The sequence below is a fragment of the Pseudomonas sp. LAIL14HWK12:I10 genome (assembly GCF_900184205.1).
GTDB classification, from domain to species: Bacteria; Pseudomonadota; Gammaproteobacteria; order Pseudomonadales; family Pseudomonadaceae; genus Aquipseudomonas; species Aquipseudomonas kermanshahensis.
In genome coordinates, this window is record NZ_FXWU01000006.1 from 19268 (window position 1) to 35171 (window position 15904).

General features: G+C 65.0%; 12 protein-coding genes. All 12 read right to left on the reverse strand.

Annotation, left to right across the window (positions count from 1 at the left end; translation table 11 throughout):
- Positions 1-8: 8 nt before the first annotated feature.
- The 12 genes from QOS90_RS14770 to QOS90_RS14825 all read right to left on the reverse strand — a co-directional run bounded on the left by QOS90_RS14770 (position 9) and on the right by QOS90_RS14825 (position 15834).
- Entirely contained in the window at positions 9-1112 is a 1104-nt protein-coding gene (locus QOS90_RS14770; RefSeq protein ID WP_085273343.1) for a polyamine ABC transporter substrate-binding protein, read from the reverse strand.
- A 251-nt stretch (positions 1113-1363) separates the two neighbouring features.
- Positions 1364-2065 carry an NAD(P)H-dependent oxidoreductase gene (locus QOS90_RS14775; RefSeq protein WP_085273342.1) on the reverse strand — a complete coding sequence of 234 codons (702 nt, stop codon included), beginning with the start codon at positions 2063-2065 and terminating at the stop codon, positions 1364-1366.
- Positions 2062-3249 carry a pyridoxal phosphate-dependent aminotransferase gene (locus QOS90_RS14780; protein ID WP_027593666.1) on the reverse strand — a complete coding sequence of 396 codons (1188 nt, stop codon included), beginning with the start codon at positions 3247-3249 and terminating at the stop codon, positions 2062-2064. The genes QOS90_RS14775 and QOS90_RS14780 overlap by 4 nt, the downstream gene beginning before the upstream one ends.
- Before the next feature lie 22 nt (positions 3250-3271).
- A complete protein-coding gene (alr, locus tag QOS90_RS14785; protein WP_027593667.1) occupies positions 3272-4501 on the reverse strand; it encodes an alanine racemase in 1230 nt (409 codons plus the stop codon).
- A gap of 34 nt (positions 4502-4535) precedes the next feature.
- On the reverse strand, positions 4536-6143 hold the full coding sequence (locus QOS90_RS14790) for a 5-guanidino-2-oxopentanoate decarboxylase (RefSeq protein ID WP_027593668.1): 1608 nt from the start codon (positions 6141-6143) through the stop codon (positions 4536-4538).
- A complete protein-coding gene (locus QOS90_RS14795; protein WP_027593669.1) occupies positions 6136-8253 on the reverse strand; it encodes an acetate--CoA ligase family protein in 2118 nt (705 codons plus the stop codon). Before QOS90_RS14795 ends, QOS90_RS14790 begins: the two co-directional genes overlap by 8 nt.
- An 18-nt stretch (positions 8254-8271) precedes the next feature.
- The gene (locus QOS90_RS14800; RefSeq protein ID WP_027593670.1) at positions 8272-9432 is read right to left on the reverse strand and encodes an acyl-CoA dehydrogenase family protein; all 1161 of its coding nucleotides are present in this window, start codon (positions 9430-9432) and stop codon (positions 8272-8274) included.
- Positions 9433-9459: 27 nt separating this feature from the next.
- Positions 9460-10254, reverse strand: a complete 795-nt coding sequence (locus tag QOS90_RS14805) for an enoyl-CoA hydratase/isomerase family protein (protein WP_027593671.1) — start codon at positions 10252-10254, stop codon at positions 9460-9462.
- 229 nt (positions 10255-10483) lie between these two features.
- Entirely contained in the window at positions 10484-11893 is a 1410-nt protein-coding gene (locus tag QOS90_RS14810) for an amino acid permease (protein ID WP_027593672.1), read from the reverse strand.
- A gap of 196 nt (positions 11894-12089) precedes the next feature.
- Complete coding sequence (locus QOS90_RS14815) at positions 12090-14342, reverse strand: ATP-binding protein (protein ID WP_085273341.1); 2253 nt, start codon at positions 14340-14342, stop codon at positions 12090-12092.
- Entirely contained in the window at positions 14339-15112 is a 774-nt protein-coding gene (locus tag QOS90_RS14820; RefSeq protein WP_085273359.1) for a substrate-binding periplasmic protein, read from the reverse strand. Before QOS90_RS14820 ends, QOS90_RS14815 begins: the two co-directional genes overlap by 4 nt.
- A gap of 5 nt (positions 15113-15117) precedes the next feature.
- A complete protein-coding gene (locus QOS90_RS14825) occupies positions 15118-15834 on the reverse strand; it encodes a response regulator (protein ID WP_085273340.1) in 717 nt (238 codons plus the stop codon).
- Positions 15835-15904 lie beyond the last annotated feature (70 nt).

Here is a 15904-nt window from a genome sequence, read left to right on the forward strand (position 1 = left end):
GGCAGTGTTCAGAAACCGGTCTTGACCGTGCTCCAGACCCGGGTGATGGCGCGCATGTCCTTGGGGCTCTGGGTCTTCTGGGCGAACAGGCGTTCGCGGGTCTGGGCATCGGGGTAGATCGCCGGGTCTTGGCGGATGTCGGCGTGCACCAGCGCCGTGGCAGCGGCATTGCTGTTGGCGTAGTGGATGAAGTCGGTGACCTTGGCCATGGTCTGCGGCTGCAGCAAAAACTCGATGAAGCGGTGAGCATTGGCCGCGTGCGGCGCGTCTTTGGGGATGTAGAGGTTGTCGAACCAGATCAGCGAGCCTTCCTTGGGGATGAAAAACGCCAGCTTGATGGCCTTTTCCGCTTCTATGGCACGGGCCTGGGCGGTGGCGTAGTCACCTGACCAGGTCAGGGCCAGGCAGACATCGCCGTTGGGCAGGCTGGTGAGGTAGTTGACCGAGTCGAACTTGCGAATGTACGGGCGAATGCCCATCAGCAGCTGCTCGGCAGCCTTGAGGTCGGCGGGCGCTGCGCTGCGGGGGTCCTTGCCCAGGTACTGCAGGGCCAGCGGGATCACCTCTGTCGGCGCGTCCATCAGGGTGACACCGCAGTCGGCGAAGCGCGAAACGATCTTGGGATCGAACAACATGGCCAGCGAGCCGATCGGTGCATCGGGCATGCGCGCGGTGATCTTGTCGACGTTGTAAGTGATCCCGGAGCTGCCCCAGGTATAGGGTGCCGAGTAGTTAAGGCCGGGGTCGTAACCTTGCAGGTTGCTCACCACCTGCTCATCCAGGTTGTGCCAGCTGGGCAGTTGCTGCTTGTCCAGCGGCTGGAACACGCCGGCCTGAATCAACGGGGGTACCAGGGAGGCGTTGAGCATTACCAGGTCGTAGCCGGAGCGGCCGGTGAGCAATTTGGTCTGGACGGTTTCGTAGCCATCGAAGGTGTCGTAGATGACCTTGATGCCGGTGGCCTTCTCGAAGTCGTCCAAGGTGGTTTCGCCGATGTAGTCGGTCCAGTTGTACAGCCTTAACGTGTTACCGCTGTCCCCCTCTACCGCCAGTGCCTGCGTCGCGGCCGACGCCAGCAACAGGCTGCCAATCACCTTCAGTGCCTTGCGCATAGCAACTCCATCGTGTGACTGCTCCGGATCGAGCCGATGGGTTCACTATCGGGGGATTTGCTTGAGGGCAACATACCCCGAATGTGTGGGTGGTCGTTTTTGGGCAGATACTCATTGGTAGGTACTCATAGCCCTATCGCCGGCAAGCCGGCTCCCACAGGTATCGCACACAATTCAGAGTCGGTGCGGTAACTGTGGGAGCCGGCTTGCCGGCGATAGGGCCGGATCAATCGACTCAAACTCGGGTTGATTCACGCCAGCGGGTACAACGCCTCATCGAACTGCGCCAACCGCGGGAACACCAGCGGCTGATCATCCGCCAACTGCTCCAGACGCTGCTGATACTGCTGCAGAAAACCCTGCCGCGCTTCGTCGCTGATATACGGCACATGCCAGGCCACAAACGGCGGCAGCACGTCGAAGCCAACGTACGCCAGCGTCCCCCGCAGAATCGGCCGCAACATGTCCTCGAGCGGCCCATGGATAGCCCCTTCGCCAAACATGTGCTCACGCCCGCCAAGGGTCACCGTCACCAGCGCCTTCTTGCCGGCCAGCCCACCCTGGTCGTAGAAGCGCTTGCCGCCATAACAGACACCCGACACCAGCACCCGGTCGATCCAGCCCTTGAGCATGGCCGGCGCCGAGAACCAGAAGACAGGGAAGTTCAGCACCAGCAAGTCGGCCCATAACAGCTTTTCCAGCTCTTGCTGGATATCTGCGGCAATGGCGCCGCTCTTCACCCCCAGGCGCTGCTCCAGCGCGTACACCAGGTACTCGGGGTTCTCCCGCGTGGCGAAATCATCCGCACTGGCCACCGGGTTCCAGCCCATGGCATACAGGTCGCTGACCTTGACCGCGTGGCCCTGGGCGCGAAAGGTAGCCACCGCTTGGTCACGCAGGGCGGCGGTGAAGGATTGCGGCTCGGGGTGAGCATGGACGATCAATACATTCACGACAGTTCTCCTTGCATCAGTTCACCCGCACACCGGGCAATGCGCTGGCACGCCTCGGCCAAGGCCTCGGCGCCTACCACCAACCCCAGGCGAATATGCCCGGCGGCGCTCGGGCCAAAGGCTTCTCCCGCCAGTACCGACACACCTTCGCGGTCCAGCAGGCGGTCAGCGAAGGCCTGGGCACTGAGGCCGGTTTCGCGGATATCGACCATCACGAACATGCCACCGTCGGGTTTGAGCGCCTTGACGCCCGGGCAACCGGCCAGCTGTTCGCACACCAGGTCCCGGCGCTGGCGATAGGCGTCGCGCATCGCCTCAAGGGCGGGCAAGGGCTGATTCAAGGCCACCACGGCGGCGTCCTGGATAAAGTCCGGCGAGCCATAGAGCATGCACAGCGCCAGGTTCTCCAGGTGCGTGGCCAGCTCAGGCGAGCCCACCACCCAGCCCACCCGCCAGCCGGTCATGGCATGGGATTTAGACAGGCTGTTGAGGGTTGCGGTGCGCTCGGCCATGCCGGGCAGGCTGCCCGGGCTGACATGCTCGCCTTCGTACAACAGTTCGCTGTACACCTCGTCGGAGATCAGCCACAGGTCGTGGGCGACGCACAGCTCGGCCAACGCCTCCCAGGTCGAGCGCGGCAAGCTCGCGCCCGAAGGGTTGTGCGGGCTGTTCAGGGCCAGGGCGCGGGTGCGTGGGGTGATGCGCGCGGCCACGTCCTGCGGGCACACCCGAAAGCCGTTCTCCGGCTTGACCGGCACCGGCACCACCGTGGCACCACAGGCACCGAACACCGCCTCGTAAGTGACGTACATCGGCTCGGCGACGATCACTTCATCACCCGGGTCGAGCACGCACTGGGCTACGCAGAACAAAGCGCACTGGGCACCCGCCAGTACCGTGACCTGGTCAGCACTGACGGGCTGGCCGCTGCGCTGCCGGTGGCGATCGGCAATGGCCTGGCGCAGCGCCAGCTTGCCGCGTACATCAGCGTAATGGGTGTGGCCGGCACGCAGGCTGTCGATGGCCGCTTCAACGATGGGGGCCGGGGTGTCGAAGTCCGGGTCGCCCACCGACAGCAGCAGAACGTCCTTGCCCTCGGCCTGCATCGCCAGGGCGCGGTAGTGGATGTCCCAGGCGGCAGCACCGTCACCGGCGATGCGTTGGGTCAGCTTGGCATAGCGCATGGCAGTCTCCCTTCAAATGCGGTCAATCGACGAGAATCTTGGGGTTCGAGCTGCCCCACACGGTGTAGAGGTCGGCCAGCAATGCGCCGTTGATTTCCTCCATCTCGCCCTGGGTAATCTCGCCACCGGCCTGTTTGCCGAACAGCACCACTTCGTTGCCGTTCTTGACGTCGGGGAAGTCGGTGACATCGACCATCAAGGTGTTCATCGATACCTTGCCCACCACCGGCACGCGGTGGCCGTTGATCAGCACATGGCCCTTGTTGGTGAACACCCGGCGGTAGCCGTCGGAATAGCCGACGGTGATATTGGCCAGGCGCGAGTCGCGCGCCAGGGTGAAGGTGCGGTCATAGCCGACAGTGTTGCCAGCCGGGTAGCTGTGCACCGCCGCCACCCGCGACTTGAACTGCATGGCACGCTTGTACTCGGTACGCTCGGGCACGGTGTCGCCGAACAGCGCACCGCCGGTGCGGACCATGTCCAGGCGTGCTTCCGGCACCTCCAGGGTGGCGAACGAGTTGGCGGCGTGCAGGGTCAGTTGGCGGCGGTCGAGCTTGGCATGTTTGATCAACCAGTCGGCCTGCTCGTTGAACGCTGCCAAGCCCTTGCGCACGTCATCCTTGTCTTCCACGGCGAAGTGGGTCATCAACGCCACCAGCTTGAGGTGCTTCTGGTCGGTGATCTGCAGTGCCTCACCTCGCCCGCTCCAGCTGGCCATTTCCACGCCGTTACGGCTCATGCCGCTGGAGTTGAGCGCCAGGTGAATGCGCAAAGTCTTGCCATGGCGCTCGGCGATGGCATCGGCCTGGCGGGCGAACTCGGCGCTGCCGACCAGCTCTTCCATGTCGTATTGCAGGGCATCTTCCAGCTCGCTCAGGCTGGCCAGGCGTACCCGCACCAGTTGCCCGGTGAAGCCGCTGGCCCGCACCACGCGGGCTTCCTCGTTGCTGGCCACCGCCACGCAAGGTACGCCAAGGGCGATCACCGACGGCATCACCAGGCCAATACCGTGGCCGTAGGCGTCTGCCTTGAGCACGGCGCACAGCTTGGACTTGCCACCCAGCTCCGCTTGCAGGGTGCGAATGTTGTGTTGCAAGGCACTGGCACTGATCTCGACCCAGGCGTTGCTGTTTTGCACGGTCAGCGCGTTGCTGCCGTTGTCCATCGACAGCGGCGGCGCGGCATACAGCGGGGCTTGGCCGGTGATCAGCAGGGCCAGGGAGGCAGCGAGGAGCGTACGGCGAAATTGCATGGTGGTTTCTCTTGTTATGGACGATGCGCTGCGGTCAGCAGACGCAGGTATGTTTGAGTTCGATAAAGGTCACGCCTGGCGTGGCGAAGCCGTCGGCCAGGTCAGCCTGCAAGGCATCCAGGTCACGTGGCTGACGCACCGCGCAGCCAAACGCACGGGCCAGGCCGATGAAATCAGGGTTGCGCGGCAGTACGCCGACCGGCTCGATATCCAGGCCGAGCATATCGTCGCGGATCTGGCCAAGGGCGTCATTGTTCCACAGCAATACCACCAACGGCCGGTCCAGTTCCTCGACCGCGGTGGCCAGTTCCTGGGCGGTGTAGAGGAAACCGCCGTCGCCCACCAGCACCAGGCCGGGGCGATGGTCAGTGGCGAGCATGCCGCCGATACCCGCCGGCAAGCCATAGCCGAGGGTGCCGTAACCGGTGGGGTGCAACCAGCTGCGCGGCGCCCGGCTGGCAAAGGCGTAGTTGCCGGTGTAGGCCAGTTGGGTCATGTCGCTGCTGATGAAGGCGTCGTCTGGCAGCACCGCGTCGATGCGGTCGAGAATGGCCTGATGGATGGCCTGCAACGGTGCGTGCCCAGTGCGAATGGCCTGGCGCAGGCCGGCCACCGCTTCGATGGCCTGGCGAGGGTCGCGCTCGACCTCGGGCAAGTGCGCCAGCAAAGCGTCGAGGGTCTGTCGAGCATCGCCGTGCAAGGCCACCGCGCACGGGTAAAAATCGTTGAACTTGCGTGGGTCGATGTCGACCCGCAGCAACTCACCGTTGAGCGGCAGGCGCTCGCGCCAGAAGTCGGTATCGGCCATTTCGGTACCCACCGCCAACACCACATCGGCTTCGCTGATCATCTGCCAGCCCGGCGCGACGCACAGGCTAGAACCCGCGTTCAATGGCGCCTCAGGCGGCAGCAGGCCCTTGCCAGCGACGCTGGTGAATAGCGGCGCTGCCAAGCGGGTGCTCAACTGTTCGAGTTGCGCGGCGGCCTGCAGTGCGCCACCGCCGGCGATGATCATTGGCCGTTTCGCTGCGGCCAGTTTCAGCGCGGCCTGCTCCAGCGTGCCCCGGTCGGGCAGGCCGCGCCCAGGGCGACGTACCACCGCGTCGCTCCAGTCGCGGGCAACCGGCGCGGCCAGCACGTCCAGCGGGACCGAGATGTGCACCGGGCGCGGGCGTTCGCTGTCGAACACTGCCCAGGCACGGGCAATCAGCTCGGGCAGGTCTTCAGCGCTCAGTGCCACGGCGGAGAACGCCGTGATCGGCGCGGTCATGGCGCGCTGGTCCTGGGTTTCGTGCAGGCAGCCCCAACCTTTGCCCAGGCTGGCGGTGTGGTTGACGCTGGATATCACCAGCAACGGGATCGAGTCGGCATAGGCCTGGCCGATGGCAGTGGCGGCATTGGTCACGCCTGGGCCGGTGATGACAAAACACACGCCCGGCCTGCCGCTGACCCGGGCGTAACCATCGGCCATGAAGCCCGCGCCCTGCTCATGCCGCGTCAGCACATGGCGGATGCCACTGCCGGGCAAGCCGCGGTACAGCTCCAGGGTATGCACCCCTGGGATGCCGAACACGGTATCCACCCCATAGTTGGCCAGCAGCCGTACCAGCGCCTGGCCGGCGGTCATCGAGTGCTCATTCATGCTGATCTCCTTGCGGCTGGCCGAGGCGGATCAGCGCATCGACCGCGGTGGTGCCGTGGGCACCGACCATCAATGGGTTCACATCCAGTTCCAGCAGCTGCCCGGCGTTTTCGCAGGCATAGTCGGCCACCGCGCGGATCGCCGCCACCAGAGCATCCAGGTCGGCAGCCGGGCGCCCCCGAAAACCCTGCAGCAGGCTGGCGCTGCGCAGGCCAAGCAGTGCTGCGCGAATGGCGCTGTCGGTGGTGGGCAGCAACAGGCTGACGCTGTCTTTAAGCAGCTCCACCAGCACACCGCCCGCCCCGATCACCAAGGCCAGGGCAAAGTCGTTTTCACGCTTGATGCCGACGATCAACTCGGCCAAGGGCGGCGGCGCCATGGGTTCGAGCAAGACCTGGTCGAACGCCACCCCCGGCGCATAGGCGTCGATGCGCTGGCGCATCTGCGCCAGGGCGGCCTGCAGCGCTGCGCCATCACGCAGGTTCAACGCCACCGCACCGGCTTCGGTCTTGTGCGGCAACTGCGCACTGACCGCCTTGAGCACCAGCGGGTAGCCAACGCGGTTGGCATCGTTTAGCGCGTGCTCCGGGGTACTCAGCACCCCGCCTGGCACCGGCAGGCCAAACGCACTCAGGGCCTGCTTGGACTGCCATTCGTCTAGCAGGCGGCTTTCACCTGCAAGGGGCCGTGGCCACAGCGGCACCTGCGCCGCCTCGCCCTGTTCCAGCAGCCGCTGGCGGTTGCGCTGATAGGCCACGATCCGCCCCCACGCTGCCAGGCCATCTTCCACGCCTTGCAGCGCGGCGATGCCATGGGCATGCAGGCGCTCACGGGCCGAGGCTGGCAACAGCTCGGGGAACGCCGAGGTGACGAAGCCGATCTTGCCGTGGCGCGCCAGGGCGTCGCAGTAAAGCGCCAGCAACAGGTCGCATTCCTTGCGCTCACCGGTGAACGCTGCGGGGTAGTCGAGCACCAGCATGGCGGCATCGGTGTCAGCGCCCAGGGTGCTGTCGAGCATCTGTTGCAGGGCCACTTCATCGCCCCAGATCGCTGTTGTGAAGTCCAGCGGATTGACCAGGTTGGCGTAGGCCGGAAGTACCTGGGCCAGTGCCCTCACCTGCCCTGGCGCCAGCGCGGGCAGGCGCAACTGGTTGCGCTCGGCGTAGTCGGCGATCAAGCCCGCATCGCCGCCCGAACAGGCCAGGGCGACCAGCCGGTCGCCGGCCGGCAAACGGCCACAGGCGGCAGCCTTGAGGGTCTCGACGAAGCTCACCGGGCCACTCACGCGGATCACGCCCAGGCGCTGGAATAGGCTGTCGTACAGGGCATCGGAGCCTGACAGCGAACTGGTGTGGCTGAGCGCCAGTTCAGCGCCGATCTGCGACACGCCGGTTTTCAGGGCAATGATCGGGATGCCCTGTTGCAGTGCCTTGTAGGCGGCGCGGGCAAAGCCCGGCACGTTTTTCAGGCCCTCGAGGTGCAAGCCGATGGCGGTCACCCGTGGGTCGTCGAGCAGCACGTCCATCAACTCGGCCACGCCCAACTGCGCCTGGTTGCCGACCGATGCCATGTAGGCCACCGGCAGCGAGCGGTCGCTCATGGACAGGTTGTAGGCAAAATTGCCGCTCTGGGTCAGGATCGCCACGCCCTGCTCCACCTGCTTGCCGCCATGGGCCACCGGCCATAGGGCCGCGCCGTGCAAGTAGTCGAGCAGGCCATAGCAGTTGGGGCCAAGCAAGGCCATGCTGCCGGCGGCCTCAAGCAGGCGCTGCTGCAACAGGCGGCCTTGTTCACCGCTTTCGGCGAAGCCCGAGGCGTAGCAGATGGCGCCACCGGCACCGATGGCGGCCAGTTCCGCGACACACTGCAGGGTCAGTTCACGGTGGGTGGCGATGAACACCGCGTCTGGGGCGCATGGCAGGTCTGCCACCCGCGCCACGCAAGGGATGCCCTCCAGGCTCGCGTGTTGCGGGTTGACCAGCCAGAGCGGGCCGGCAAAGCCACCTTCGGCACAGCGCTTGAGGGCACGGGCCATGCTGCGCCCACCCACGAAGGCCAAGTGCCGTGGGGCCAGCAGGCGCTTGAGGTTGTCACGATTGGAATGCGACATGCTGAGTCTCCAGGTCGATCAGCGCAGCAACGGGCGCAGCAGCTCACGGGAAATGATGTGCCGCTGGATTTCCGACGTGCCCTCCCAGATCCGCTCGATGCGGGCGTTGCGCCAGATGCGCTCGACCGGCCCCTCATCCATCAGGCCCATGCCGCCAAAAATCTGCACGGCTTCGTCAGCGACCTTGCCCAGCACTTCGCTGGCCAACAGCTTGGCCATGCCCGCCTCGCCATCGGTCATGCTGCCCTGGTCCATCTTCCAGGCGGTGTGCAGGGTGAGCAGTTCGGCGGCGCGGATCTGCGTGGCCATGTCCGCCAGCTTGAACGACACACCCTGGTAGCTGCCGATGGGCTGGCCAAATTGCTTGCGGTCGGCGGCCCACTGCAGCGATGCGTCCAGTGCACGCTGGGCCTGGCCGACGCAGTTGGCGGCGACCATCACCCGGCCAGCGGTAAGCCAGGCGTTGGCCACCTCCCAGCCTTTGCCGACTTCGCCCAGCACGTTGCTGGCTGGCACCCGGCAGTCGTCGAAGAACAGCTCGTAGGTGTGGTAGCCGCGGTTGCTCACGCACTTGGGCCCGCGGCGGATGGTCATGCCGGGGGTGTCCCGGTCGACCAGCAAGGCGGTGACCGCATTGCGTTTGCGCCCGTTGTGCTCGTAGGTGTCGGTCACCGCGAAGACGATGGCGAAGTCGGCATGCCCGGCGTGGCTGATGAAGTGTTTGCTGCCGTTGATCACGAAGTCATCGCCCTGGCGCACGGCGCGGGTCTTGATGGCGTTGGCGTCAGAGCCCGCGCCAGGCTCGGTAAGGGCGAAGCAATCGGTCTTTTCGCCCTGCACGCACGGCAGCAGGTAGTCGGTGACCTGCTGGTCCTTGCAGGCCATGAGAATCTTCGACGGGCGTGCGACAAACACGTGCAGCGCCCAGGAAACCTTGGACAACTCGCGCTCGATCAGCGCTTGGGACAGGTAATCGAGGCCACCGCCGCCGACTTCTTCAGGCATGTTGAAGGCATAGAACCCGGCGGCGATGGCCTTGCCGCGGATCTGCGCAGCCAGTTCCGGCGACACCGCGTCGGCACGGTCTACCGCTTCTTCATGGGGCAGCAGTTCCTTGGCCACGAAGCTGCGTACCGCATCCACCAACATTTCTTGTTCTTGGGTCAGTTGGAAATTCATCTGCGAAGGTCCTGGAGAGGTAACGGGTTATTGGCCGACGAAGTGCGCTGGGCGCCGTTCTACCGAGGCCTTGAGCGCCTCGGCGCCGTCCTGGCTGCGCCCGCATAGCAAGCCGGCCTGGCGCTCGGCTTCGAGTTGCTCGGCCAGGGTGCGCTGGGCGCCTTCGCGGATCAGCCGCTTGGTCTGCGCGTAGGCGAAGGTCGGGCCGTTGGCCAGGCGGCCCGCCAGTTCAGCGGCCACCGCAGGCAATTGCTCGTCGGCGCAGACCTCGCTCACCAGCCCTGCCGCCAAGGCCCGTTCGGCGCCCCACAGTTCGTCGAGGAACAACAGGCGTTTGGCTTGCTCGCTGCCAATCAGCCGTGGCAGGTGCCAGCTGGCGCCGGCATCGGGGCTGTAGGCCATGCTGGTGTATCCGGCTTTGAAGCGTGCCGAGGCAGCAGCGATGCGCAGGTCACAGCACAGGCTCAGGTCCATGCCGCCGCCGACGGCGGTGCCGTTGATGGCGGCCAGGGTCGGTTTATCCAGGCTGTGCAGGCGCAGCATCAGGGCGTGGGCGGTCTCGGTCCAGCCGTAGCTTTCCAGTGCACCACGGGCCTGGGCCTCGGCCCATTCCGCCAGGTCGGCGCCGGCACAGAAGCTGCGCCCGCTGCCGGTCAGCACCACCACCCGGACGGCGGGGTCGCTGTTGCAGGTGTCGAGCAGGGCATGCAGATGCTTGAGGGTGGGAATGTCCAGTGCGTTGCGCTGCTCGGGGCGGTTGAGGGTGAGCCAGGCAACACCGGCTTCGACCTTGCTCAACACTGACGATGACGGGGTGGTCATGGGAGGCCTCGCTGTTGTTATTGGGGTGGAGGACGTGATGAAGGTGATACTAAACGAGTGTTCAACAAGGCGGGATGGGTTGTTACAACTTTGCACAACTCGGATCAAAACCCTTGCGCTTCCCTTGTAGAGGCAGCCTTGTGCTGCGAAGAGGCCAGTGCAGGCTCAAAACAATGTTGATGCCTGCACCGGCCTCTTCGCAGCACAAGGCTGCCCCCAACAAGCGGCTTCAAACCCCAGGCGCACTCGGCGCAAAGGCCCCTTGCCGCCGGCGGTTCACCCCGTAATACGCCGCATAGCACAGGGCAATGAAACCAAAGCCCCAGTACAACGACGGCCGCTGGGTCTCATCGATGGCCAGAAACACGAACAGCGAACAGCACAGGGTGATGCACAGCAGCGGCACCAAGGGGTACAGCGGCGCCTTGTACTTGAGGTCCTGCAGTTGCCCGCCATCACGCAGGTACGCCTTGCGGAACCGGTACTGCGCCAGGGCGATGACGATCCAGGTCACAGTGCCGGACATGCCGCTCACGGCCATCAACACCATGAACAAGGTGTCGGCAGCCACGAAGCTGGTCATCAGCGACACCAGGGCAAAGCACAGGGTGATGCTCAGGGCACGCAGTGGCACGCCGCGCTTGCTCAGCGGCGACAGGCTCTTGGGTGCCATGCCGCTCTTGGACATGGCCCAGAGGATGCGCGTGGAGGCATACAGCCCGGAATTACCCACCGACAGGATGGCGGTGAGGATGACGAAGTTCATCAGGTCGGCCGCATAGGGAATGCCGACCATGTCGAACACCTGCACGAACGGGCTTTCCATCAACCCGGCCTGCTCGAACGGCACGATGGCCGACAGCACGGCAATCGCCAGCACATAGAAGATCAGCACGCGGAACACCACGTTGCGCACGGCCCGGGGGATGCTCTTTTCCGGGTGCTCGGTCTCACCGGCCGCCACGCCCATGATTTCGCAGCCCTGAAAGGCATACACCACGGTCATCATCACCGCGAACACCGCCGACAGGCCATGGGGGAACAGCGACTCGCCCACTAGGTTGTTCAGCATCGGTGCCGGCGCCCCGTTGTTCAGCGGGATGGCGCCGAAGATCACCAGCAGGCCGACCACGATAAAGCCGAGGATGGTCGCCACCTTGATCCCCGAGAACCAGTACTCCGCCTCGCCAAAGGCCCGTGTAGCCAGGGCATTGAGGCCGAACAGCACAACCACGAACAACGCCGACCAATACCAGATTGGCACCTCGGGGAACCAGCGGGTCATCAGCATGCCCGCAGCGGTGAACTCCAGGCCCACCGTGGTGGCCCAACTCATCCAGTACACCCAGCCAATCATGAAGCCCGTGGCTGGGCCGATGAACTTGGTGGCATGGGCCTGGAACGAACCGGAAACCGGCATCTGCACCGACAGCTCGCCCAGGCACACCATCACCAGGTACATCAACAGCCCCGCCACCAGGTAGGCCAGGATCGCCCCCACCGGCCCGCCCTGGTTGATGGTGACGCCCGAGCCCATGAACAGGCCGGTGCCGATCACGCCGCCCAGCGACAGCATGAAGATGTGCCGGCTTTTCAGCGCGCGGGTCAGTTGGATTTTGCCTTCGTGGGTGTCAGTCATGGTTCACCCCGCTGTAGCAGGGGGTGCAAAACGATCGTTCAAGGAGGGGCTGAGCGCTACGGCATGTCATTATTGTTATCTCCAATAAGCCTCATGGACCGCGTGCAACACGGTTGCCATCGATTATTGGAAACGGATGTAAGGTGCCGTTGTACGAACCGATCAAAGATGTAAAAAGTCGTAAGTTTTTTGTACGTCAGCTCTGGATCAACTGTTTCAGGGTGGTGCGGGCCTGTTCCAGCTGTGCCGCTAGTGGCTCGCTGAGCGCCAGCAGCGCCTGTTCATCTTGGCCTTGGGCGGCGTCTTCGAGGCGGCGCAACAGGCCAGCCAAGCCAGCAAAGCCGAGGGAATCGCAACTGCCCGCCAGGCGGTGCGCCAAGTGCGACACTGCAGCGCAGTCGCGTGCCTGCAAGGCTTCGGCCAGCGCCGTGGCGTGCTGCTCGATCGATTGGCGCAGCACTGCCAGCAGCGCCTGCAACTTCTGCTCACCCAGCAAGCTGCGGTGGGTTTGCAACAGTGACCAGTCCATGCCCGAGCCAGGTGCAGCCACCGGGGCAGGCGCAACCTCGGCCAGGGCCTGGCGCAGGTGCTCCAGGCGCAGCGGTTTGGCCAGCACCCCCTGCATGCCTGCGGCCAGGTAATCGGGGACTTGCGCCGGTTGCACCCCGGCAGTCAGCGCCAGGATCCGGCTGCCACGGTTTGGCCCTGGGGTGGCGCGGATGCGCCGGCACAACTCGACCCCGCTCAAGCCGGGCAAGTGCACATCCAGCAGGATCAGGTCGAAGCGCTGCTGGGCACAGGCTTGCAGGGCTTGCTCGGCATCCTCGGCAAAGCACACCTGGTGGCCATCGCGTACCAGCAACCCACCCGCCACCTCACGGTTCAACGCCACGTCCTCGACCACCAGGATACTCAGGCTGGCCGACGCCGAGCAGACCGGCTCATGGGCAACGGCAGGCTGCCCACGCGCCATGTCGAGCTCGAACCAGAAGCAGCTGCCCTGCCCCGGCACGCTGTCCAGGCCGATGCGGCCGCCAAGTTTTTCCACCAGGTGCTTGCAGATCGCCAAGCCCAGGCCAGTGCCACCATAGCGCCGGGCCACCGCTTCGCTGGCCTGCACGAAACGGTCAAAAATCTTCGCCTGCATGGCCGGTTCGATGCCAATGCCATTGTCACTGACCGACACGCGCAGGCGCTGCCCGCTCTGATCGCTGGCCAGCACCTGCACCCTGAGTTCGACCTGGCCGTGCGCGGTGAACTTGATGGCGTTGGCCAGCAGGTTGCTCAGTACCTGGCGCAGGTACTGCTCGGCGCCATGCTGATGCGCCGCCAGTTGCTCATCGACCTCCACGTGCAGGGTGTCGCCGCGTTCCAAGGCCATTGGTTCGAGCAATGCCAGCACCTCCGTGCACAACTGGCGCAGTGAGAAACCGAGCATTTCGGCCTGGCTCTCGCCCTCTTCGAGACGGGCAAAGCAAAGCACCTCGTTAAGAATGGCCAACAGCCCTTCACCCGCCTTGTACAAAGCCTGTAGGCGTTGCCGGTCGAGCGCATCGAGCCTGGCGCCACGCAGCAGTTCGGCCATGCCGAGGATGCCATTGAGCGGCGTGCGCAGCTCATGGCTCATGGTCGCCAAAAAGCGTGACTTGGCCAGGTTGGCGGCTTCGGCCTCGTCCTTGGCCCGTGCCAGGCTCGCGGTACGCCGCTCGACCATGGCCTGCAGCTCGTCACGCTTGTCCTGCAGGGCCACGCGGTCGAGCTCGCGGCGCTCGATATCGCTGAGGATGGCCCGGCGCATGTCGTCCAGGGCATGCGCCACGGTATCGATCTCATCAGCATGCGCCGAACGGCGGCGATCCAGGCGCAGCGGCTCCTGCCAGTGCCCGGCCCCGATACGCCGGGCAAACTCGGCCATGACTTGCAAATGGCGCGTCACCAGGCGGTAGAACAAGCCAGACAACGCGACCGCCAGGCCACACAGAAACACCCCCATCCACAACAGGCTGGCCAGGCCCGTGGCATACAGCCGCCGGTGCACCGCGCCCAGGTCGATGCTCACCTCCAGCTCGCCAAGGTGCCGTGCCGGCCCCGACGGTGGCTGGTAATCCAGCGGGAAACGCTCGATGCGCAGTGGCCCCTTAGGCTCGGCTTCACCGCGCAACAGGGTGAAGTCATCGCTGAGCAGGCGCACCCGCGCCACATCTGAAAAGTCCACCAGGCCACGCAGTTGAACATCCAGTTGCGCTTCGTCGAGGTCCCACAAGCTGCGCTCCAGGCTGGCCAGGTACCCCACGCGGATCAACGCCATGCGCGCCTCGATGTCGCGCATCTCGCGGCGGTACTCGAAATACAGCTGCACGGAACTGGCCAGCACCGTGAAGCACAGGCTGAACAGCAGGATAAACAGCAGCAGGCGGCGCAACAGGCCGTCGGTGCGCAGGCGGATCATCGGGCATCCGCCGGCAGGTTGATCATGTCGCGGTAGGTCACTTCGCTCTGCTCCAGCCAGCGGTCGATCTCGCCAGCTTCGTGCATGCGCCGCAACTGGTGGTCGATCTCGTTCATGTGCTGGCTCAGGGAGGACTGGCGCGACACCGCCACGCGCAGGTAGTCCACGCTCAGCGCGGCCGGCAAGGCGCGGATGTCTTCGGCGCCGGGCAGGTGCTCGATGAACAGCTCGCCGGTACGCCGCTCCTGGATCACGAAGTCGATGCGCCCACGGATCAGCTTGCCGAAGTTCTGCTGGCTGGACGAGACCCGCTCGATGTTCTGGTGGCGCGCGACAAAACGGTCGAAGTCGGCGCCGTAGCTTTCACCGTAGAGCAAGCCGCCACGGTACCCGGCCAAGTCTTCCAGGTGCTGAAACTGCACGGGCCGGCGGCGATTGAAAAACACCGCCACCTCTTCACGTATCACCGGTACCGACGAAAAACGCATGCCTTGGTCACGTTGGTCGCTGTCGTAGGCGAGCACCACGTCCACCCGCCCGGCGGCAGCGTCCATCAGGCAGCGCTTCCAATTGCCCAGCACCACGGTTTGCACCTCTCGGCCCATGCGCGCAAACAGCTCCCGCACCACCGTCGGCGCCAGGCCACGCACCTGGTGGCCATCGCTCCAGGAAATCGGCGGGTACACGGGGTAGTCGCAGTAGCGCACCGGCTCAGCCGCCGCTGCTGGCAAGCCTGGTACCAGCACCGCCAGCGCCAGCAGGCGGCGCAGGGTGCTCACGCGGCCACGCTGGCGGTGAACAGGTAGCCGGTGCCATGAATGGTGATGATCAGTTGCGGCTCGGCCGGGTCGTCATGCAGCTTGCGGCGCAGGCGGCCGACCAGCACGTCGATGGAGCGGTCGTTGGGTACCCACTCACGGTTGCGGATCTGGTCCATCAACTGGTCGCGGCTCAGGGTGTGGCCGCTGTTGCGCAGGAAGACGCTGAGCAGTTGGAACTCGCCATGGGTCAGCAGCGTTTGCCCGCCACGCGGGTCGATCAGGCGTCGACGGTCAGTGTCCAGTGCCCAGTCGGCAAATTGCTTGAGCGACTGTGCGCAGGCGGGCGCCGGGTGCACCTCGCGGGCATGGCGTACGCGGCGAATCAGGTTCTTGGCGCGGGACACCAGCTCGCGGGGGTTGAGCGGTTTCATGATGTAGTCGTCGGCGCCGCACTCCAGGCCGACGATGCGGTCGATGTCGTCATTGCGCCCGGTGATGAGGATGATGCCGACTTCCGAGCGCACCCGCAGCTCGCGGGTCAGGGTCAGGCCGTCCTTGCCAGGCAGGCGAATGTCCAGCAGCACCAGGTCGACGTCCTGGCTGTCGAGCAATGCCTCGGCCTTTTCTGCGGTGTCGGCGCAGTGCACGTCATAGCCTTCCTGGGACAGATAGGCCTGCAGCAAGTCACGAATAAGCGGATCGTCATCGACGATCAATACCCGAGGCGTCATTGCGTGAAGTCTCTTTTTTATTGGTTTGTTCTACACACTCGCGACAGCAGCCTACTCGTTACTGAACAGG

Bases quoted from the DNA above. Each gene is read 5' to 3' on its own strand.
- QOS90_RS14780 (WP_027593666.1), bottom strand. From the start codon at position 3,249: ATGCGCTATGCCAAGCTGACCCAACGCATCGCCGGTGACGGTGCTGCC.
- QOS90_RS14770 (WP_085273343.1), bottom strand. From the start codon at position 1,112: ATGCGCAAGGCACTGAAGGTGATTGGCAGCCTGTTGCTGGCGTCGGCC.
- alr (WP_027593667.1), bottom strand. From the start codon at position 4,501: ATGCAATTTCGCCGTACGCTCCTCGCTGCCTCCCTGGCCCTGCTGATC.
- QOS90_RS14790 (WP_027593668.1), bottom strand. From the start codon at position 6,143: ATGAATGAGCACTCGATGACCGCCGGCCAGGCGCTGGTACGGCTGCTG.
- QOS90_RS14815 (WP_085273341.1), bottom strand. From the start codon at position 14,342: ATGATCCGCCTGCGCACCGACGGCCTGTTGCGCCGCCTGCTGCTGTTT.
- QOS90_RS14800 (WP_027593670.1), bottom strand. From the start codon at position 9,432: ATGAATTTCCAACTGACCCAAGAACAAGAAATGTTGGTGGATGCGGTA.
- QOS90_RS14795 (WP_027593669.1), bottom strand. From the start codon at position 8,253: ATGTCGCATTCCAATCGTGACAACCTCAAGCGCCTGCTGGCCCCACGG.
- QOS90_RS14805 (WP_027593671.1), bottom strand. From the start codon at position 10,254: ATGACCACCCCGTCATCGTCAGTGTTGAGCAAGGTCGAAGCCGGTGTT.
- QOS90_RS14810 (WP_027593672.1), bottom strand. From the start codon at position 11,893: ATGACTGACACCCACGAAGGCAAAATCCAACTGACCCGCGCGCTGAAA.
- QOS90_RS14825 (WP_085273340.1), bottom strand. From the start codon at position 15,834: ATGACGCCTCGGGTATTGATCGTCGATGACGATCCGCTTATTCGTGAC.